Raw genomic sequence first — 19,772 nt, 5'->3', positions numbered from 1 at the left:
ACATTGAATAAATGCAAAAAGCTAGTCCTTGGGCTAGCAACAGTAGCACTTGCAGCTTCTCTATCTGCCTGTGCATCTTGGATTGACCGTGGAGAAGCGATTACAGCTGTTGGATCGACAGCCCTACAACCGCTCGTTGAAGGGGTGGTAGATCGTTATGTGGAAGAACATCCCGGTAAGATTGTTAATGTCCAAGGAGGCGGATCTGGTACAGGTCTTTCTCAGGTCCAATCGGGAGCTGTGGATATTGGAAATAGTGACCTCTTTGCGGAGGAAAAAGATGGAATCGATGCTTCTAGCTTGGTAGACCATCAAGTGGCAGTAGCAGGAACAGCCATCATTGCCAATAAGAATATTTCCGTAGACGATTTGACAACTGAACAATTGCGTAAGATTTTTACTGGTGAATATACCAACTGGAAGCAATTGGGTGGTGAGGATCTTGAAATTACCATTGTGAACCGGGCAGTAGGATCCGGTAGCCGTGCCGTATTCGATGACATCATCATGAATGGGAAAGATCCTAAACAGGCTCAGGAACAGGATTCCAATGGAATGGTGAAAAACATTGTTTCCCAGACTCCAGGTGCCATTTCTTATTTGGCTTTTACCTACGTGGATGATAGTGTCAAAACCATGAAGTTAAATGGCTATGAACCAACTAAGGAAAACGTGGTGAATAATAACTGGCCAATTTGGTCCTACGAACACATGTATACCAAGGGAGAGCCAAGTAAATTGGCCAAGAAATTCTTGGATTATATGATGACAGATGAGGTCCAGCAGGAAATCGTTGGTAAGATGGGCTATATCCCAATCAATGATATGAAAGTCAGCCGTGATCTTGACGGTAACATTACGAAGAAATAAGAAGAATTAGGTAAAAAATGAACGAAGTAGCAAAAAAAATGCTCGCAAAGTCCAATAATTCTCGTTTGGAAAAATTTGGTAAAACCATTACCTTCTGTTGTATGAGTTTAATTGTCTTTGTTGTAGCTTTGATTTTGATTTTTGTAGCCCAAAAGGGATTATCGACCTTCTTTGTCAACAAGGTCAATGTCTTTAGTTTCCTTTTCGGATCCACTTGGAATCCGTCAGGGAAAGAATTTGGGGCTTTGCCAATGATCTTGGGTTCCTTCATTGTAACCCTTTTGTCTGCTTTGGTGGCGACACCTTTTGCCATTGGTGCGGCAGTCTTTATGACAGAAGTTTCTCCTAAGGGATCTCGTCTCTTACAACCAGCCATTGAGTTATTGGTAGGGATTCCTTCCGTTGTATATGGATTTATTGGTTTGCAAGTAGTGGTTCCATTTGTTCGTTCCATCTTTGGTGGGACAGGATTTGGGATCTTGTCAGGGGTCTTTGTCCTCTTTGTCATGATTCTCCCAACAGTGACCTTTATGACAACAGACAGCTTACGGGCAGTCCCTCGTCACTACCGGGAAGCGAGTATGGCTATGGGAGCGACTCGCTGGCAAACCATCTGGCATGTCACCTTAAAGGCAGCTCGCTCGGGTATTTTTACGGCAGTTGTCTTTGGGATGGCGCGTGCCTTCGGGGAAGCCTTGGCTATTCAGATGGTAGTCGGAAACTCAGCAGTTGTTCCAACATCTTTAACAACTCCAGCTTCCACCTTGACCTCCATTTTGACCATGGGTATTGGAAATACTGTTATGGGAACAGTTAACAACAACGTTCTCTGGTCACTTGCTTTGGTGCTCTTGCTGATGAGTTTGGCATTCAACAGCGTTATCAAATTGATCACGAAAGAAAGAGGTAAGAAGAACTATGCACGCTAAAAAAATAGATAAGATAGCGACAGGGGTTCTCTATGCTATTGCTGGAATTATTGTCACTATTCTTGCTTCTTTGATTCTCTATATCTTACTTAGAGGGTTGCCGCATGTGTCTTGGACTTTCTTGACCAGCAAATCCTCTTCTTACCAAGCAGGTGGAGGGATTGGGATTCAGCTTTATAATTCCTTCTTCCTCTTAGTCATTACCTTGATTATTTCCTTCCCACTTTCTTTGGGGGCAGGGATCTACTTGTCAGAGTATGCCAAGAAGGGCCCATTGACCAATTTGGTTCGGACCTGTATTGAAATCTTGTCTTCCCTTCCATCAGTTGTAGTCGGTCTCTTTGGCTATTTGGTCTTTGTAGTGCAGTTCCAATATGGCTTCTCGATTATTTCTGGAGCCTTGGCCTTGACGGTCTTTAACTTGCCACAGATGACACGGAACATTGAAGATAGTTTGCAAAACGTCCACCATACACAAAGAGAAGCTGGGCTTGCGCTTGGAATCTCTCGTTGGGAAACCGTGATTCATGTGGTGGTACCAGAAGCCTTGCCAAGTATTATTACGGGTGTCGTACTGGCTTCTGGACGGATTTTCGGGGAAGCAGCGGCCTTGATTTATACAGCTGGACAGTCTGCTCCAGCTTTGGATTGGAGTAACTGGAACCTCTTCAGTGTGACCAGTCCAATCTCTATTTTCCGTCAAGCGGAAACACTAGCGGTCCACATTTGGAAGGTCAATAGTGAAGGAACCATTCCAGATGCTATTGAAGTATCCGCTGGATCTGCAGCCGTTTTGTTGATCTTCATTTTGATATTCAACTTTGGAGCACGTAAGCTCGGTACTTACCTCCATAAGAAATTAACCTCAGCATAAAAGGAGAAGAAATGTCAAAATACAATTGGGATGAGAGACACATCATTACTTTTCCTGAAGAAAAGGTGGTCCTATCTACCAAAGATTTGCATGTCTACTATGGCTCTAATGAATCAATCAAGGGTGTGGATATGCAGTTTGAGAAGAATAAAATCACAGCTTTGATTGGTCCTTCTGGATCAGGGAAGTCCACCTATCTTAGAAGTTTGAACCGGATGAACGATACCATTGATATTGCGCGTGTGACTGGTGAAATCTGGTACGAAGGGATTGATGTCAACCGACCAGATATCAATGTCTATGAAATGAGAAAGCATATCGGGATGGTCTTCCAACGACCAAATCCATTTGCGAAGTCTATCTACCGCAATATTACCTTCCCTCACGAACGGGCAGGAGTCAAAGACAAGAAGGTCTTGGATGAAATCGTAGAAAAATCCTTGAAGCAAGCAGCCCTCTGGGATCAGGTCAAGGATGACTTGCACAAGTCTGCTTTGACGCTCTCAGGAGGTCAACAGCAACGCCTTTGTATTGCCCGTGCCATCTCCGTTAAACCAGAGATTTTGCTCATGGATGAGCCAGCCTCAGCCTTAGACCCGATCGCAACAGCGCAATTAGAAGAAACCATGCTGGAGTTGAAGAAGGATTACACGATTGTCATCGTGACACACAGTATGCAACAAGCAGCGCGTGCTAGTGATTATACCGGTTTCTTCTACCTTGGAAACCTCATCGAGTACGATAAGACTTCGAATATTTTCCAAAATGCGAAACTCCAATCAACCAACGATTATGTGTCTGGTCACTTTGGATAGGAATTGCCAACTTAGAAACAACATAAGGATGAAAACATGACAGAACCAATTTTGCAAGTCAAGGACTTGTCGGTTTATTACAATAAGAAAAAGGCACTGAATAGTGTGTCACTGGATTTCACCCCTAAAGAAATCACGGCTTTAATCGGTCCGTCTGGATCGGGGAAGTCTACCTTGCTTAAAGCCATCAATCGGATGGGCGATTTGAACCATGAGGTGACGACGACAGGAACCGTCATCTACAATGGTCACAATATCTATAGTCCCCGGACTGATACAGTGGAGCTTCGTAAGGAAATCGGAATGGTCTTCCAACAGCCCAATCCTTTCCCTATGTCTATCTACGACAATGTCACCTACGGACTCATGATTAATGGGGTTAAGGACAAGCAAGTCTTGGATGAGGCAGTTGAAACCTCACTGAAAAGTGCTTCCATCTGGGATGAGGTCAAGGATCGCCTGCATGATTCTGCTATCGGACTTTCTGGTGGTCAGCAGCAGCGGGTTTGTGTAGCGCGGGTCCTTGCGACCAGTCCAAAGATTATTCTTTTGGATGAACCAACTTCAGCGCTGGACCCGATTTCAGCTGGTAAGATTGAAGAAACCCTGTATGGACTAAAAGAACGTTACACCATGCTCTTGGTGACTCGCTCCATGCAGCAAGCGAGTCGGATTTCCGATAAAACAGCCTTTTTCTTAGATGGCGATTTGATTGAGTACAATGATACCAATGAAATGTTCTTGAACCCAGCTAAGAAAGAAACAGAAGACTATGTCTCTGGTAAATTTGGATAGGAAGAAAATAAAATGTTACGAGTTCAATTTGAAGAAGATTTAGAAAAATTGCATAACCAATTTTATGCAATGGGAAATGAAGTGTTGACCCAAATCAATCGTACGGTTCGTGCTTTCGTCACACATGACCGTGAATTGGCCCGCCAGGTTATCGAAGATGATGCGGATATCAATGAATACGAAGTGAAATTGGAGCGCAAATCTTTTGAGATTATCGCCCTTCAACAGCCAGTTTCGCAAGACCTTCGCGTGGTCATGACGGTCTTAAAAGCAGTCTCTGACTTAGAGCGGATGGGTGACCATGCGGTTTCAATCGCGAAAGCAACTATTCGAATGAAGGGGGAAGTCCGCATCCAATCTGTTGAAGAAGAGATCAGCAAGATGGGACGTGAAGTTAAAGACTTTGTTGAAGCGACACTGGATGTTTACCTCAAAGGTGATGTAGATTTGGCCTATGAAGTAGCTAGCCGAGACGAAGTGATCAACCATTACTTTGATAGCATTCAAGAATTAGCAACAGAAGAAATTCGGAAGAATCCAGAGTCCATCGTTACCGGACGGGATTATTTCCAAGTGATCAACTTCTTGGAACGCATCGGAGATTATGCAAAAAACATCTGTGAATGGGTTGTCTACTTCGAAACAGGAAAAATTGTGGAATTATAAGAAAATAAAGTCTGAGGTCATCATCTCAGACTTTATTTTCTTAGAGACCTGGTTTTGCCTCCTCTTACCTTACAGACCATAGGATTTATGTTAGAATAGAAGATGAGAATAAATGAAGAAGGAGATACTCATGCAAGCAGTTGCACATTTTATTGATACATTTGTACCTGAGCACTATGATCTATTCTTAGATTTGAACCGCTCAAACAAGACTTTCTCAGGGAAAGTGACCATTACAGGAGAGGCAAAGGATACTCGCATCTCTCTTCACCAAAAGGATTTGACCATCGAATCTGCACAAGTAGATGGGCAAGATTGTGCCTTTACAGTCAAGGATGAGGAAGAAGCGGTCTTTGTTGAAGTTCCTGCTACAGGTAAAGTAAACCTTACACTTTCTTATGAAGGAAAAATTACCGATAATATGACAGGGATCTATCCGTCTTACTATACAGTAGATGGTGTCAAAAAGGAAGTGATTTCTACTCAATTTGAAAGTCACTTTGCGCGTGAAGCCTTCCCAAGTGTGGATGAACCAGAAGCCAAAGCGACTTTTGATTTGGCTGTGAAGTTTGACCAAGAAGAGGGGGAAATCGTTCTTTCTAACATGCCTGAAATCGATGTCGAAAGTCGGAAAGAAACAGGTATTTGGAAGTTTGATACAACTCCTCGTATGTCTTCTTATCTTTTGGCCTTTGCGGCAGGAGATTTGCAGGGTGTGACAGCTAAGACCAAGAATGGAACCCTAGTCGGTGTCTACTCTACCAAAGCTCACCCATTAGAAAACTTGGACTTCTCATTAGATATTGCTGTTCGTGCCATTGAATTCTACGAAGACTATTATGGAGTGGCTTACCCAATCCCTCAATCCCTTCATATTGCCCTTCCAGACTTCTCTTCAGGAGCTATGGAAAACTGGGGCTTGGTAACCTACCGCGAAGTTTACCTCCTTGTAGATGAGAATTCGACAGCCCAAAGCCGTCAAACAGTAGCCTTGGTGGTGGCTCACGAATTGGCTCACCAATGGTTCGGAAACCTCGTAACGATGAAGTGGTGGGATGACCTCTGGTTGAATGAAAGCTTTGCCAATATGATGGAATATGTCTGCTTGGATGCCATCGAACCAAGCTGGAACATTTTTGAAGACTTCCAAACGACAGGTGTACCTGCTGCCTTGAAACGCGATGCGACTGATGGCGTTCAATCCGTCCATGTGGAAGTGAAACACCCAGACGAGATCAACACCCTCTTTGACCCAGCGATTGTTTATGCTAAGGGTAGCCGTCTTATGCACATGCTTCGTCGCTGGTTAGGCGATGACGCTTTCCGCAAGGGCTTGAAAATCTACTTTGAAAAGCACCAATATGGAAATACCATTGGGCAAGATCTTTGGGAAGCCTTGGGTCAAGCTTCTGGTCGGGATGTAGCAGCCTTTATGGATTCTTGGTTGGAGCAACCTGGCTATCCAGTTGTTTCAGCTTCTGTAGAGAATGATACCTTGATCATCCGTCAAGACCAGTTCTTTATCGGAGAAAAAGAAGAAAAAGGTCGCAAGTGGGTTGTTCCGCTAAATAGCAACTGGTCAGGTATTCCAGATACTTTGGAAACAGAAGTCTTAGAAATTCCAAACTACAGTGCCTTGAAAGCAGCTAATAGCGGTGCTCTTCGCTTTAATACAGAAAATACGGCCCACTATATCAGTGACTACCGTGGGGAATTGTTGGAAGACATCCTTGCGGACCTTGCTAACTTAGATAGCACTTCAAAATTACAAGTGGTTCAAGAACGTCGTCTGTTAGCTGAAAGTGGGCAAATTTCCTATGCAAGCCTCTTGCCAGTGATCGAGCATTTGACAGAAGAAAATTCCTTCTTGGTAGTTTCTGCTGTTTCGAGCGTCTTGACTGGAATCAGTCTCTTTGTGAATGAAGGAACGGAAACAGAAGTTGCCTTCCATGAGCTGTTGAAACGGATGAACCGCTACAACTTTGAACGCTTGGGACTAGAAGCTAAGCCAGGTGAAGCAGAAGAAGACGAAAAAGTTCGTCAGCTCATGATTGCCAATATGATTAAGGCTAATGATGAAGCTGCACAAGCCCAAGCGAGTGTCCTCTTTGAAGCACATGCATCTGATCTAGAAAAACTTCCAGCTGCCATTCGTCTGCAAATCTTGATCAACCAAATCAAGCATCAGGAAACCAAGGCACTTAGCCAACAATACCTAGATACCTATGTGAAGACAGTGGATGGAAACTTTAAGCGCCAGTTAGCGGCAGCTCTTTCTTACACCAAAGATGCGGAAACCTTGGAAGCTCTATTGAAGGAGTGGAAGAACAAGGATGTGGTGAAACCGCAAGACTTGGCTATGAGCTGGTACTTCAATTTCTTGCATCATGACTTTACCCAAGGAAGAACCTGGACTTGGGCACGTGAGAACTGGGATTGGATCAAGAAGGCACTCGGTGGTGATATGAGCTTTGATAAGTTTGTTATCTACCCAGCCAACTGTTTCAAGACCCTTGAACGCTTGAATGAATACAAGGCCTTCTTTGAACCTCAATTAGAAGATATGGCGATTAGCCGCAATATCAAGATGGGAATCAAGGAAATCGCCGCTCGTATCGATCTTATCGAGCGTGAGAAAGCAGCTGTTGAAGCAGCCCTTCTAGCAACAAAATAATGAAAAAAGCTCCTAGAGAGTGCTATGCAGATCTGCAAGCCTCTCTAAGAGTTTTTATTTTGCTTTTTTGAAATAAGGGAGATGCTTGAGATTTCGATAAAGAATGACCGCGAAAATAGTTGTCAACGTAATCTTAATCAAATCTGGCACCACAAAAGGTAAGACGACAAATTTTATTGCGAAATCTAAAGATTTATGGGCAATGAGCATAAACCCTAAGGCACCCCCAATAAAGAGAACGACTTCTCCTAAAGCGTTAGCAAGAAAAATACGAATGGGCTGTCCCTTTTGACCAGCAAAGATAGAAGTAACCAAAGCACGAAGGGGAAAGAAGAAAAGGAATCCGGCAGTGGGACCGTAGAAGGAGCTGATGCCTCCGTGACCACCTGCAAAGACGGGAAGTCCAATGGCACCTAAGAGGAGGTAAATGAGAACGGAAAGGGTAGCTTCTTTTGGACGATAGATGCTGGCGATTAATCCAATGGCTAAAGTCTGAAGCGTGATAGGAATGGGTCCAAGTGGGATTGTAAAAGGTGATAGGGCAGCAATCAGAGCTGCTCCAAGAGCAATTAATGTCATTGATTCAATTTTTTTCAAAACAGTAAACCTCGATTTATTTTTATGGTAACTATTCTACAAAAAAGAAGGAACCCTGTCAAGTCTTCTTTTCAGCTGTTACAAATGTCTCCTTGATCATTTTAGGAAAGTTTAAGAAAAAATTTAGCCACGGTTAAGGAAGGGTCGGTAAACTATCCTTATCTAAACAAAGGCCTTGTTTAAATAAAAAAAAATAAGGAAATGAAAGAATGCAAGCTTCGAATGAACAAAAGCAAGAAAGAACTGAAAAAATGATTGTTCTTAAGAAAAGTCCTAAGTGGTGGGCAACTGTCGCAGCAACAGGAGGACTCATCGTAGGAATGACAAGTGGATTTGGATTGGGAATGTTGGCGACAGCCAATACGACTCCCCAACGTCAACAAGCAACAGTCTCTACACAAAACACTAACCAACCTAACCAAAATCCTCAAGGACAAAATGGACATTCTAACTCACAAGGTTTTAATGGACAAAATGGTGGACCAGGGCAAGGTGAGATGAATGGTCAACCGCCACAAGGTGGGGGACCTCAAGCTCAACCAGACAGCCAACAAAATGGGAAATCCAATAAAAAGTCCTCCAAGAAGTCCTCTTCGAAAAAATCGTCAAGCAATACAAAACATTCATCAAAGGATGAGACAGGGACAGCGGGCTAAGAAAAAGTTGAAATCGCTATCTGAAAGCTACTGTATGAAGCCTTGTCATGTTATAATAGAGTAGAAAATACTCATCATCCCTGTGGAATAATGAGAAGGAGAAAGTAAACATGATTAAGATTTTATTAGTCGAAGATGACCTTGGTTTGTCTAATTCAGTATTTGATTTTTTAGATGATTTTGCAGATGTCATGCAAGTCTTTGATGGGGATGAAGGTTTGTATGAGGCTGAAAGTGGGATCTATGACCTAATTTTACTGGACCTCATGCTTCCTGGCAAAGATGGTTTCCAAGTTCTAAAAGAATTGAGAGATAAGGGGGTCTCCACTCCGGTATTGATTATGACAGCCAAAGAGAGCTTGGACGATAAGGGCCATGGTTTTGAGTTGGGAGCAGATGACTATCTGACCAAGCCTTTCTACCTAGAAGAGTTGAAAATGCGAATCCAAGCATTGTTGAAGCGCGCTGGTAAGGTCAATGAAAATACTCTTTCTTATGGGAATGTGACCGTTAATCTCTCGACTAACTCTACGCTTGTTGAAGGGAAAGAAGTAGAACTATTAGGAAAAGAATTTGATCTTTTGGTCTATTTCCTTCAAAATCAAAATGTCATCCTGCCAAAAACACAAATCTTTGATCGACTTTGGGGATTTGATAGCGATACGACCATTTCGGTTGTCGAAGTGTATGTTTCTAAGATTCGGAAGAAATTAAAAGGTACAGACTTTGCAAAAAATCTCCAAACATTGCGTAGCGTGGGGTATATTCTGAAAGATGCTCAATAAAATTAAAAAAACTGTCAATGCGGATGACTTTTCTTATTTCATCCGCTATTTCGGACTCTTTACCTTGATTTTCTCAACCATGACCTTGATTATTATTCAGGTGATGCGTTCCAGTCTTTATACAACGGTTGACGAAAATTTAAAAATGCTCAGTAAAGATCGCTATTCGATTATCAGTTTGGCAAACCGTACAGGCAATGGGATGGGAAGAGACGAAACTGCTGATGACGGCCCAGAAGATGATGAACTTGGTCCCGAGGATGGCCCTAGACCATCGGTTACTTCCAATAGCACAGCTATCCTTTTGAATGATAAATTTGAAAATGTGACGACGGATAATGGTTTCCTAGATCTAAAAACAGTAACTTTTAGTCGCAGTTATTTAAACAAAATCAAGCAGATTCAAATTACCAATCATTATAAGCAGAAGGAAAGTTACCGGGCTTATTTGGTAGATATTGATCCCGATGATTATATCGACGGGGTGAAATATGCCGTGATCATGACCAATATCAGTCAGTTGGAACAGACCAGTGAAAAACATGAGAGTCAAATTGCCTTGGTCATGATTTGTTTCTGGGGCATTTCCCTCTTTGCAAGTATCTTCCTGGCTAAGATGAGTGTGAAACCTCTCTTAGAGAGCATGAACCGGCAGAAGGCCTTCGTCGAAAATGCCTCTCATGAATTGCGGACGCCTTTAGCGGTTTTGCAAAATCGTTTGGAAACCTTATTCCGCAAACCAGAGGCAACGATTATGGAATCTAGTGAGAATATCGCCTCCTCTTTGGATGAAGTTCGCAATATGCGCTTATTGACGACCAATCTCTTAAACTTAGCCCGTCGAGATGATGGGATTAAACCGGAGTTTTGCGAGATCACACCATCCTTTTTTGATCAAACTTTTGCCAATTATGAAATCATTGCGGAGGAAAACGAAAAAATCTTCGAATATGAGAATCTGGTGGATAGGAGTCTGGTGACTGATAAGGTCCTATTGAAACAACTGATGACCATTTTGTATGATAATGCCCTCAAATATACGGAGGAAGAAGGGAAAATACGCTTTGTCGCCCAATTCAAGGATCGTTATCTCTATCTTCGAGTAGAGGACAATGGTCCAGGAATTGCTGATGAAGATAAAAAACGGATTTTTGATCGTTTCTATCGAGTGGATAAAGCGCGAACCCGTCAAAAGGGTGGTTTTGGTTTAGGCTTATCCTTAGCCAAGCAAATCGTAGAAGCCTTCAATGGTACCATTAGTGTTCGAGATAACAAACCTAAAGGTTCTATTTTCGAGGTAAAACTAGCAACTAAGTCAGAAAGTAAAAAGAGATCCAGTTCTAAATCAACGAAGAACAAGTAAGAGAGTGGGACAGAAATCCTAGCCTCTCAATTGTCTTTGGATTGTCGAGCAAGATGCAGTGGTTGAGTGCTCAAAGCACTGCTTTGAGGTGGCGGATAGAACTTGCGAAGCAAGTATCCTAAGTCTTTGTTCGCTTTTTAAGCTTCAAAGATGCCCTATGTTGACGGAAACTATGTTTCCTTTATCTGCAACCTTCAACAGTCTCCCAGACTGTTGAAGCTGTGCGGAGGTGGGACGACGAAATCGAATTCTAACGAATGACCGATTTCTGTCCCACTCTCTTTTTCATCCATTTCAATTAATCGCTATTTTGATCTGACTAGTGTATAATAGTAAAAAAAGAAAGAGGTGTCTTATGGCTTCAAAAATGTTACACACTTGTTTACGTGTGGAGAATTTAGAAAAATCAATTGCCTTTTATGCAGATGCATTTGGCTTTAAGGAATTGCGCCGCAAAGATTTTCCTGAATACAAATTTACGATCGTTTATCTTGGTTTAGAAGGGGATGACTATGAGTTGGAATTAACTTACAACTATGATCATGGTCCCTATGTAATTGGAGATGGTTTTGCTCACGTAGCCTTGAGTACACCAGATCTTGAAGCCCTTCATGCCGAGCATAAGGAAAAAGGTTATCAAGTAACAGATCCAAAAGGTTTGCCAGGAACACTTCCAAACTATTACTTTATTGTGGACCCAGATGGCTACAAAGTAGAAGTGATTCGTGAAAAGTCCCTATAATCAGCAATCACATCACATAGGATAAAGAGCAGGTGAGAACTGACCTGTTCTTTTTTGTTTTTGAAATTGGCTATTACTAAATGACAGGGGATAGGGTAGTCCCCTAATTTCCTATTGTTTTTTAGGATTTAATTTCTAGATTTGAGAGTTTTCTACTGTTTTTTGGTGATAAAATTGCTATAATAAGAATATGAAGAATTCCTACTTGAAAATGTTTATCCTCGTTCTTCTTAACCTCCTTTTTATCGGAGGAATCTATCTGGCTTATCAGAAGATTGAGGAAGCCCGCGCCATCAAAAATTATAATCAACAGCTTTCTAAAGTCATTCAGGAAGAAGCAGCAGTTGAAAAAGACAAAGATACCAGCCTTCAAAAAGGAATGGTTGGTCAATCTTATGTTGCTGCTTACTACCCGAAAAATAATGAAGAACCCATCGCAGTAGTTAAAGAGAGAATTTTGGCTGACGTTGGCTCTCTTCCTCAAGAAGAGAAGAAGAACCAGCAAGCAAAAGAGCTCTTGTTCTACCATACCGAACGCTCAGAAGACCCATTTGTAGGGGTTCATCCTTATCAGGTGAAGAAGACCCAGTACAAGTGGAAAAACGGCAAGTTCATTAAAGAAGGGATTGACAAACTACCTCTCCTCTATCTAACGGATGAGGGGACGGTCTTCCAATTTTCCCAATTGTTTACGGATGCAAATCTAGCCAAAGAAACTCTCTTAACAGAATTGCGTGCCCAGCTGGTCTTCCTTCAGTTAGGGGAAGATAGAATTGAAGAGCTGATGCAAACCGTCTCAGCAAGTGATATGGCAAGCTGGCAGTTCACCTATAATAAAGGTGTGCTTTCCATCACACTTTCAGTAGATATTGAAGGTATGGAAACTTTTGATGTTCCTCTTTCCAAACTCTATGATGTGATTGATTCTGCTCGTCTGAATCCTGAAGATCTTCAATCTTATGAGGCCTACCAAACTCAACGTCATGCTAAGATGGTTGCCTTAACATTTGATGATGGTCCGGATCCAACGACGACCCCTCAAGCCCTAGATATCTTGAACAAGTACCATGTTAAAGCGACTTTCTTTATGCTTGGGAAAAATGTCTCGGCCTATCCTGAAGTGGCTAAACGGGTACGTCAGGAAGGACATGAAATCGGGATCCATACCTGGAATCACCCTGTCTTAACCAAGTTGCCTTTGGAATCTGCCCAAAAAGAAATCATGGATACTAAGGAAGTCATTCAAAAGGTCACTGGGGTGCAAACGAAAATTACTCGTCCGCCTTATGGTTCGATTAATAGTGCCATTCAATATGCAGTGGATCAGGCCTTTATCATGTGGGATGTGGATACTCTGGATTGGAAGACTCATAATACACAAGCCATCTTGGCAGAAGTGAAAAAACAAGTCAAACCAGGATCAATCATCCTGATGCACGATATTCACCAAACATCTATCAATGCCCTTCCAGCTGTTATTGAATACCTTCAATCGCAAGGCTACACTATCGTGACGGTTGATGAACTCTTAGACCACCAAGTGGAAAGTCATCGCCTCTATTACAATCGTAATTAAAAAGAGAGTGGGACAGAAATCGGTCATTCGTTAGAATTCGATTTCGTCGTCCCACCTCCGCACAGTTGAGTAGGGCTGTAAAAGCTGATGAAATCAGCGTAGTAGAGCCCACTCAACCACTGCGTCTTGCTCGACAATCCAAAGACAATTGAGAGGCTAGGACTTTTGTCCCAGCCTCTTCTTATTCCTCGCCTATATAAAGTTGAGCTCCCTTGAGAATCAAAGGACGAACGGGGGTTAATTTTTTTAAACTTTTCAACTCTTCTGGATGGCTGACCAAGGTAATGACATAGCCCTCTTTGCCCATGCGTCCGGTCCGCCCAGATCGGTGGATGTAGGTTTCGGCATCTCGAGGGACTTCATAGTTTACGACACATTCTAGGGAGTCGATATCAATTCCTCGTGCCACCAAATCGGTTGCCAGAAGGAGTGTCAACTGGTGGTCCTTAAAGCGTTCCAGAATGACTTTACGGAACTTGACATTAACGTCACTAGCAAGTGAGACAGCGCTAACTTCCCGGTATTGGAGTTTTTCTTCGGCGCTTCCCAGGTCTGACAAGCTGTTGAAGAAAACGAGCCCACGAAAGTCTTCGACATTGGAGAGTTTTCTGAGGAGTTCGACTTTTTCTCGCTTATCCACTTCCATATAGAAGTGCTGGATATTGTCCAAGTTTTGTCCTTCCACTTGAATGGTTAGGGTATTGGGTTCGATTTGTTCTGGATCAAACTTGGTCGTTGCACTCATATAGATAAATTGATGATCTCGGGGTGCGTAGTGGCAAATCTTATCGACAAAGTGATACTGAGAGTCACTAAAAAGTTGGTCAAATTCATCCAGGATGATGGTATCGACATTCATCATCTTGATTTTTTTTAACTTGATCAATTCAAAAATACGGCCAGGAGTTCCAATGAGAATTTCGGGCCCCTTTTTGAGGCGTTCGATTTGCCGCTTCTGACTAGAGCCAGAGAGGAACAGTTGGGCACTGAGTCCTAGAGGTTCCGCCCATTGTTTGGCAACATCAAAGATTTGTCCTGCCAACTCTGTGTTGGGAGAGAGGATCAACAATTGTTGCGCTTTTTTAGGTTTTAGCTTGAGAAGACTAGGGAAGAGATAGGCCAGGGTCTTTCCGGTTCCTGTCGGGCTGACTCCAAGCACGTTCTCCCCTTGAGTAATAGGCTCAAAGAGGCGTTCTTGGATTTCAGTGAGTTGCTCAAAGCCAAGGGTTTGAAGTTGCTCTTGCCAGAGTGGTGGAAATGCTAGTGTCATATTAGTTTTCGTCCTTAAAGTGTATTCCAGCATCTTGGCGCATAGCGTAGAGGGCTTGGTGGACCATCTGTCCAGTTTGGAGCCAAGTCTGGTAAAGAGTCGGATTGCCTTCTGTCATCATGCTAGCAAAGGCCTGGGCTTCTTCTAGCATGTTATGAGAGGCAGGAGTGATTGGGAGCTGGTAGCTGTTTCCAGAATGGTCTTGAAAAAGAGCCTGGCTAACGGCTTCGATCCCACTAATGAAGAGGGTGCCGTCTGTCGTATAGATTTCAGCAGGTAGATTACTGGTCACATCTTTGCCGGCTTGAATGCCAACGACAAAGTCAGAATAAACCAAGCTGCCATGTCCGTTCAAATCGATTGAATTAGGCAATTGCCGCGCCTGATAGGTTACTGATTCAGGTTGACCAAAGAGGCCAATTGCAAAGTAGAGAGGATAGACACCCAAATCCATAAGGGCACCACCTGCAAATTGATCGGAAAAAATATTGGGAATATTCCCTTTTAAGAACTCAGGCATCTTAGAAGAGTATTTGGCATAGGTCATGTGGCCACCCAAGATGGTTTTGTCTTTGAGAAAGTCTTGGATGGTCTCAAAGGCTTTTTCATGATAGTTGCGAGTAGCTTCAAAGAGATAGACCTGGTGTTCATTAGCTAATTTGACCAGTTCTTTCCATTCCTTGGGAGTGGTGACGGCCGGTTTTTCAAGGATGACATGTTTCTTAGCCAGGAGGGCTAATTTAGCCTGAGGATAATGAAGCGAATTGGGACTAGCAATGTAGATAACATCCAGGTCACTATCTAAAAAGGCAATCAGGTCATCATAGAGGGCCACTTGTCCATAGGGTTGAGAGAAGCTACGAGCTTTCTCCAAGGTCCGTGAATAGACCGCACTTAACTTATATTGGGCAGTTTTGTTAGCTGCATCTAAGAAAGAGTGGGAAATGGCACTGGTGCCGATGATACCGAGTTTTAGCATGGCAGCTCCTTTCAATCAGGTATTTACTGGTTTCATTATATCATGTTTCATCCTAAAAAGATGGAATGGGCCTTTCTAATTGGGATGGAGGATAGGAGGGAAGACCTTCTGGAAAGTTAATGGAAATCCATAGAAAAAAAGTTTAAGTCGTGGTCAAGAGACCGCTTTTGTGATAGAATAAATAGGATTATAGAAAATGGAGAAGATGATGCGAAACAGACCAATTATTATCGGTGTAACAGGTGGTTCTGGTGGGGGGAAAACCAGTGTTTCTCGTGCAATTTTATCCCACTTCCCAGATGAAAAGATTGCTATGATTGAACACGACTCTTATTATAAGGATCAAAGTCATTTAACCTTTGAAGAGCGGATTCAGACCAACTACGACCATCCCTTTGCCTTTGATACCGATCTCATGATCGAGCAAATCAATGAGTTGTTGGCTGGCCGTCCAGTGGATATCCCAACTTACGACTACGCAGCGCATACGCGTAGCGCTAAGACTTATCGCCAGGAGCCTCAGGATGTTTTTATCGTTGAGGGGATTTTGGTCTTGGAGGACAAGCGTCTTCGTGACTTGATGGATATCAAGATTTTCGTTGATACCGATGATGATGTGCGGATCATTCGCCGGATTAAGCGGGATATGGAAGAGCGTGGTCGGAGTTTGGACAGTGTCATCGATCAGTACTTAGGAGTGGTGAAACCGATGTACCACCAGTTCATCGAGCCAACCAAGCGCTATGCGGATGTCATCATTCCAGAAGGTGTGACCAATACCGTAGCCATTGATTTGATTACGACCAAGATTGAAAAGATCTTGAGCGAATCACGTGAAGGATAAAAATAATAAGTGATGAGAGGTTAGAAAGTAGTGTTCCAGCCTCTTTTCCATGACAAATAGGGAGAAAAATGAAAAAGTTAAGAAGGGAGTTTCACTCCAGAAGTAAGGCCTTTGCCTGCCTACTGACCATGTGTGCAGGCTTTTCAGATGCCTACACCTTTATCGAAAGAGGAGGGACCTTAACGGCGGGCCAAACTGGGAACGTTGTCTTTCTATCCGTTGGTTTAATTGGCCATGAAATCGCGGATGTGGAGGTCAAACTAGCAACCATGTTGGCCTTTATGATCGGGATTTTCTTGATGACCGTCTTTCAACGCTTCTTTAGTCATTCCGTTTGGCGACTCAGTACCTTGGTGCCCATGGTTTTGACGACCTTAGTGGCAGGATTTCTTCCCAAAGAAGTGCCCAATGTCTATATTGTGCCATTCTTTGGGCTGAGCTTGGGGATTGTAGCCATTTCCTTTGGAGAAGTAGATGGTTACACCTACAACTATTCCTTTATGACAGGGAATCTCAAGAAGACCATGGTCGCTTACGGGAATTTTGTACGGGATCGAAAGATAGAGTTTTTCTGGGAATCTCTCTTTATGACTTCCTTGATTGGAAGTTTTGTGGGTGGAGCTATTCTATCTACCTTCCTCATCCAATATTACGGACTTCGGACCATCTGGTTTGTTTCCCTTGTTCTGACCCTTTTTCTCTCTTATCGGGCGATTCAGTATGTTCGGAGAGACGCTTAGATGAATTTTTACAAAGTCAGGGACCTTGCTCCCTGGCTTTTTTATTGAGAACAATTGCTTGGTACTTCTGATGTCAAGCTGGGTTTTTATCAAGTCTTGCTCCGTGGTAAATACTTAATTTTCTAGCCAAAGTTTGGTATAATAAAGGTTATGAATACGCAAGAAAAAGAATCACATTACCAACTCTTACTAGCCCAGTTAGAAACTCTTTTAGAGGGTGAGAGCAATGTTTTGGCCAATTTAGCCAATGCCAGTGCTCTGCTCAATCAGGTTCTACCTCATTCAGTCTTTGCAGGTTTTTATCTTTATGATCAAAAAGAGCTGATTTTAGGCCCCTTTCAAGGACAGGTTTCTTGTGTCCACATTGCCTTAGGAAAGGGCGTCTGTGGAGAAGCAGCAGAGAAAAGAGAAACGCTGGTGATTGAGGATGTGACCCAGCATGCCAATTATATCTCTTGTGACAGTCGGGCTATGAGTGAGATTGTGGTTCCCATGGTCTTGAAAGACCAGTTGCTGGGAGTGTTGGATCTAGATTCGGACCGAGTGGGAGATTATGACGATCTAGATCGCCTTTATTTGGAACGTTTTGTAGCTATCTTGCTTGAAAAAACAAATTGGAATTTTAGGATGTTTGGAGTAGTAGACTAATGTATCAAGCCCTCTATCGTAAATACCGTAGCCAGACCTTTGGCCAACTTGTAGGGCAGGAGGTTATTGCGACGACTCTTCGACAAGCTGTCGAACAGGGGAAAATTAGCCATGCCTATCTCTTTTCTGGACCTCGTGGGACGGGGAAGACCAGTGTGGCAAAAATCTTTGCCAAGGCGATGAACTGCCCCAACCAAAAAGGGGGAGAACCTTGTAATGATTGCTATATCTGTGAAGCCATTACCAATGGCAGTTTAGAGGATGTCATTGAGATTGACGCGGCCTCTAATAATGGAGTGGATGAGATCCGTGATATTCGTGACAAATCCACCTATGCGCCTAGTTTGGCCCCTCATAAGGTCTATATCATTGACGAGGTGCACATGCTCTCGACAGGCGCTTTTAATGCCCTTCTCAAGACCTTGGAAGAACCAACAGAAAATGTTGTCTTTATTTTAGCAACAACGGAATTGCATAAGATTCCAGCAACTATTCTTTCGCGGGTTCAACGCTTTGAATTCAAATCCATCAAGACTCCGGCTATCCAAGACCACCTAAAAGCTGTTTTGGACAAAGAAGGGATTGATTACGAAGAAGAAGCTGTAGCCATTATTGCCCGTCGGGCCGAAGGTGGGATGCGGGATGCCTTGTCCATTTTGGACCAAGCCCTCAGTCTGACAGGTGAAGCCCAATTGACCACGGCGACAGCAGAAGAAATCACAGGCTCCATCAGTCAAGAAGCATTAGATCTCTATGTTGCAGCCTTGTCAGCTCAAGATGCAACGGCTGCCTTGGACCAGTTAAACCTGATCTTTGATAATGGGAAAAATATGGCCCGCTTTGTGACGGACCTCTTGCAGTATTTGCGGGATCTCTTAATCGTTCAGACAGGTGGGGAAAATCTCCATGTCAGTGAGCGTTTTAACCAGAATCTAGCCATTCCGCAAGTCACCCTTTTTGCTTGGATTGACCTCGCGACGAAGAGCTTAGCGGATATCAAAAATAGCCTACAACCGAAGATTTACACAGAGATGATGACCATTCGCCTAGCAGAATACAAGGTTGAGAGCCCTTCGGCTAGCCCAGTAGCTCTTCCAACAGATTTCTTGGCGCAAGTAGACCAGCTCAAAAGAGAAGTCGAGTCTCTGAAAAATCAGTTGTCCCAAGTAGCGAGTGGTGCTCCTGTAGCTAAGTCCGCCCCAGCTCGTCCTCAGAAGTCTAGCAAGGGCTATCGAGTGGACCGTAATAAGCTTCAAGCTATCTTACAAGAAGCGGTTGAAAATCCAGATTTAGCCCGTAACAATCTCATTCGCTTACAAAACGCATGGGGGGAAATTATTGAAAGCCTAGCAGGGGCAGATAAGGCTTTGCTGGTTGGTTCCCAACCGGTTGCGGCCAATGAACGTCATGCGATTTTAGCCTTTGAGTCTGCCTTTAATGCTGAACAGACCATGAAGCGAGATAACCTCAATACCATGTTTGGTAATATTTTAAGCAATGCGGCAGGTTTTTCTCCGGAGATTCTGGCGATTTCCATGGAGGAATGGACCCAAGTTCGGGCGGAATTCTCTAAGAAAGCGCGTGGTCACAAGGAAGAGGTCGAAGTGGCAGAAGAGTCTGTCATTCCGGAGGGATTTGATTTCCTCTCTAATAAAATTACGGTCCAAGAAGACTAGCCTGTGCTTTTTCCAGAGAATCGTGGTAGAATAACAATATGAATAAACGTCAATTTTGGACTATGGCTATCTTTACAGCCTTAGAAACCTATTTTTTTAATGATGCTGTGATGAGAGAAAGCTACCTGGCAGCAGTTTTTTGGGCTCTCTTGATATTGAGAAATTTACAAGTCAGTTATATCTTAGGGAAGTTGGTCGAAAGTATCGATCAACAGCTCAATCAGAAAAAACGAGATAAGTATAAAAAATAAGCACCAAGCGGTGCTTATTTTT

General features: G+C 43.1%; 20 protein-coding genes. 17 read left to right on the top strand and 3 right to left on the bottom strand.

Going from position 1 to position 19,772, the window contains the following annotated elements; all coding sequences use genetic code 11:
* Nucleotides 1-3: 3 nt before the first annotated feature.
* The 7 genes from D7D50_RS09085 to D7D50_RS09055 all read left to right on the top strand — a co-directional run bounded on the left by D7D50_RS09085 (nt 4) and on the right by D7D50_RS09055 (nt 7,623).
* Nucleotides 4-870 (top strand): phosphate ABC transporter substrate-binding protein PstS family protein, encoded by an 867-nt coding sequence (locus D7D50_RS09085; protein ID WP_120702090.1) that lies wholly within the window; start codon nt 4-6, stop codon nt 868-870.
* Nucleotides 871-887: 17 nt separating this feature from the next.
* Entirely contained in the window at nt 888-1,799 is a 912-nt protein-coding gene (pstC, locus tag D7D50_RS09080) for a phosphate ABC transporter permease subunit PstC (RefSeq protein ID WP_023022834.1), read from the top strand.
* Nucleotides 1,789-2,673, top strand: a complete 885-nt coding sequence (pstA, locus tag D7D50_RS09075) for a phosphate ABC transporter permease PstA (RefSeq protein ID WP_023022836.1) — start codon at nt 1,789-1,791, stop codon at nt 2,671-2,673. Before pstC ends, pstA begins: the two co-directional genes overlap by 11 nt.
* Before the next feature lie 11 nt (nt 2,674-2,684).
* Nucleotides 2,685-3,488 (top strand): phosphate ABC transporter ATP-binding protein PstB, encoded by an 804-nt coding sequence (gene pstB, locus D7D50_RS09070; protein ID WP_120702088.1) that lies wholly within the window; start codon nt 2,685-2,687, stop codon nt 3,486-3,488.
* Between the two features lie 36 nt (nt 3,489-3,524).
* Nucleotides 3,525-4,283 (top strand): phosphate ABC transporter ATP-binding protein PstB, encoded by a 759-nt coding sequence (gene pstB, locus D7D50_RS09065; protein WP_120702086.1) that lies wholly within the window; start codon nt 3,525-3,527, stop codon nt 4,281-4,283.
* 12 nt (nt 4,284-4,295) lie between these two features.
* Nucleotides 4,296-4,949 (top strand): phosphate signaling complex protein PhoU, encoded by a 654-nt coding sequence (gene phoU / locus D7D50_RS09060; protein WP_023022840.1) that lies wholly within the window; start codon nt 4,296-4,298, stop codon nt 4,947-4,949.
* 130 nt (nt 4,950-5,079) lie between these two features.
* Nucleotides 5,080-7,623, top strand: a complete 2,544-nt coding sequence (locus D7D50_RS09055) for a M1 family metallopeptidase (protein ID WP_120702084.1) — start codon at nt 5,080-5,082, stop codon at nt 7,621-7,623.
* Between the two features lie 54 nt (nt 7,624-7,677).
* On the opposite strand, the gene D7D50_RS09050 is transcribed toward D7D50_RS09055, so the two are convergent.
* Entirely contained in the window at nt 7,678-8,220 is a 543-nt protein-coding gene (locus D7D50_RS09050; protein WP_120702082.1) for a biotin transporter BioY, read from the bottom strand.
* 209 nt (nt 8,221-8,429) lie between these two features.
* Here D7D50_RS09050 and D7D50_RS09045 point away from each other — a divergent pair, with 209 nt between their 5' ends.
* The 5 genes from D7D50_RS09045 to D7D50_RS09025 all read left to right on the top strand — a co-directional run bounded on the left by D7D50_RS09045 (nt 8,430) and on the right by D7D50_RS09025 (nt 13,342).
* Nucleotides 8,430-8,876, top strand: coding sequence for a hypothetical protein (locus D7D50_RS09045; protein ID WP_120702081.1), 447 nt, complete (start codon nt 8,430-8,432; stop codon nt 8,874-8,876).
* Nucleotides 8,877-8,986: 110 nt separating this feature from the next.
* Nucleotides 8,987-9,661, top strand: coding sequence for a response regulator transcription factor (locus tag D7D50_RS09040; protein WP_117744091.1), 675 nt, complete (start codon nt 8,987-8,989; stop codon nt 9,659-9,661).
* On the top strand, nt 9,651-11,024 hold the full coding sequence (locus tag D7D50_RS09035) for a sensor histidine kinase (protein WP_120702079.1): 1,374 nt from the start codon (nt 9,651-9,653) through the stop codon (nt 11,022-11,024). The genes D7D50_RS09040 and D7D50_RS09035 overlap by 11 nt, the downstream gene beginning before the upstream one ends.
* 355 nt (nt 11,025-11,379) lie before the next feature.
* Nucleotides 11,380-11,766: a lactoylglutathione lyase gene (gloA, locus tag D7D50_RS09030; protein ID WP_023022851.1), complete on the top strand. Its 387-nt coding sequence runs from the start codon at nt 11,380-11,382 to the stop codon at nt 11,764-11,766.
* Between the two features lie 190 nt (nt 11,767-11,956).
* Nucleotides 11,957-13,342 carry a polysaccharide deacetylase family protein gene (locus tag D7D50_RS09025; RefSeq protein ID WP_120702077.1) on the top strand — a complete coding sequence of 462 codons (1,386 nt, stop codon included), beginning with the start codon at nt 11,957-11,959 and terminating at the stop codon, nt 13,340-13,342.
* 181 nt (nt 13,343-13,523) lie between these two features.
* Here the strand turns inward: D7D50_RS09025 and D7D50_RS09020 are convergent, their stop codons facing one another.
* Nucleotides 13,524-14,612: a DEAD/DEAH box helicase gene (locus D7D50_RS09020; RefSeq protein WP_120702075.1), complete on the bottom strand. Its 1,089-nt coding sequence runs from the start codon at nt 14,610-14,612 to the stop codon at nt 13,524-13,526.
* Between the two features lies 1 nt (nt 14,613).
* A complete protein-coding gene (locus D7D50_RS09015; protein WP_120702073.1) occupies nt 14,614-15,591 on the bottom strand; it encodes a Gfo/Idh/MocA family protein in 978 nt (325 codons plus the stop codon).
* Between the two features lie 208 nt (nt 15,592-15,799).
* On the opposite strand from D7D50_RS09015, the gene udk reads away from it, so the two are divergent.
* The 5 genes from udk (at nt 15,800) to D7D50_RS08990 (ending at nt 19,750) form a co-directional block, all read left to right on the top strand.
* Entirely contained in the window at nt 15,800-16,435 is a 636-nt protein-coding gene (gene udk, locus D7D50_RS09010; protein ID WP_023026667.1) for a uridine kinase, read from the top strand.
* Between the two features lie 68 nt (nt 16,436-16,503).
* Nucleotides 16,504-17,175 carry a YoaK family protein gene (locus tag D7D50_RS09005; protein WP_120702071.1) on the top strand — a complete coding sequence of 224 codons (672 nt, stop codon included), beginning with the start codon at nt 16,504-16,506 and terminating at the stop codon, nt 17,173-17,175.
* 150 nt (nt 17,176-17,325) lie between these two features.
* Complete coding sequence (locus D7D50_RS09000; RefSeq protein WP_120702069.1) at nt 17,326-17,823, top strand: GAF domain-containing protein; 498 nt, start codon at nt 17,326-17,328, stop codon at nt 17,821-17,823.
* A complete protein-coding gene (dnaX, locus tag D7D50_RS08995; protein ID WP_120702067.1) occupies nt 17,823-19,499 on the top strand; it encodes a DNA polymerase III subunit gamma/tau in 1,677 nt (558 codons plus the stop codon). The genes D7D50_RS09000 and dnaX overlap by 1 nt, the downstream gene beginning before the upstream one ends.
* A 38-nt stretch (nt 19,500-19,537) precedes the next feature.
* Nucleotides 19,538-19,750: a DUF3272 family protein gene (locus tag D7D50_RS08990; protein WP_120702065.1), complete on the top strand. Its 213-nt coding sequence runs from the start codon at nt 19,538-19,540 to the stop codon at nt 19,748-19,750.
* The last annotated feature ends 22 nt before the right edge of the window (nt 19,751-19,772 follow it).

The organism is Streptococcus koreensis (genome assembly GCF_003627135.1).
Taxonomy (GTDB): domain Bacteria; phylum Bacillota; class Bacilli; order Lactobacillales; family Streptococcaceae; genus Streptococcus; species Streptococcus ilei.
The sequence above is the reverse complement of the archived record's forward strand: the minus strand, read 5'-3'. Positions and strand labels throughout refer to the sequence as shown.

Coding starts and splice junctions, on each gene's coding strand:
- pstC (WP_023022834.1), top strand. CDS start 888: ATGAACGAAGTAGCAAAAAAAATGCTCGCAAAGTCCAATAATTCTCGT.
- pstA (WP_023022836.1), top strand. CDS start 1,789: ATGCACGCTAAAAAAATAGATAAGATAGCGACAGGGGTTCTCTATGCT.
- pstB (WP_120702088.1), top strand. CDS start 2,685: ATGTCAAAATACAATTGGGATGAGAGACACATCATTACTTTTCCTGAA.
- pstB (WP_120702086.1), top strand. CDS start 3,525: ATGACAGAACCAATTTTGCAAGTCAAGGACTTGTCGGTTTATTACAAT.
- phoU (WP_023022840.1), top strand. CDS start 4,296: ATGTTACGAGTTCAATTTGAAGAAGATTTAGAAAAATTGCATAACCAA.
- D7D50_RS09055 (WP_120702084.1), top strand. CDS start 5,080: ATGCAAGCAGTTGCACATTTTATTGATACATTTGTACCTGAGCACTAT.
- D7D50_RS09045 (WP_120702081.1), top strand. CDS start 8,430: ATGCAAGCTTCGAATGAACAAAAGCAAGAAAGAACTGAAAAAATGATT.
- D7D50_RS09040 (WP_117744091.1), top strand. CDS start 8,987: ATGATTAAGATTTTATTAGTCGAAGATGACCTTGGTTTGTCTAATTCA.
- D7D50_RS09035 (WP_120702079.1), top strand. CDS start 9,651: ATGCTCAATAAAATTAAAAAAACTGTCAATGCGGATGACTTTTCTTAT.
- gloA (WP_023022851.1), top strand. CDS start 11,380: ATGGCTTCAAAAATGTTACACACTTGTTTACGTGTGGAGAATTTAGAA.
- D7D50_RS09025 (WP_120702077.1), top strand. CDS start 11,957: ATGAAGAATTCCTACTTGAAAATGTTTATCCTCGTTCTTCTTAACCTC.
- D7D50_RS09020 (WP_120702075.1), bottom strand. CDS start 14,612: ATGACACTAGCATTTCCACCACTCTGGCAAGAGCAACTTCAAACCCTT.
- D7D50_RS09015 (WP_120702073.1), bottom strand. CDS start 15,591: ATGCTAAAACTCGGTATCATCGGCACCAGTGCCATTTCCCACTCTTTC.
- udk (WP_023026667.1), top strand. CDS start 15,800: ATGCGAAACAGACCAATTATTATCGGTGTAACAGGTGGTTCTGGTGGG.
- D7D50_RS09005 (WP_120702071.1), top strand. CDS start 16,504: ATGAAAAAGTTAAGAAGGGAGTTTCACTCCAGAAGTAAGGCCTTTGCC.
- D7D50_RS09000 (WP_120702069.1), top strand. CDS start 17,326: ATGAATACGCAAGAAAAAGAATCACATTACCAACTCTTACTAGCCCAG.
- dnaX (WP_120702067.1), top strand. CDS start 17,823: ATGTATCAAGCCCTCTATCGTAAATACCGTAGCCAGACCTTTGGCCAA.
- D7D50_RS08990 (WP_120702065.1), top strand. CDS start 19,538: ATGAATAAACGTCAATTTTGGACTATGGCTATCTTTACAGCCTTAGAA.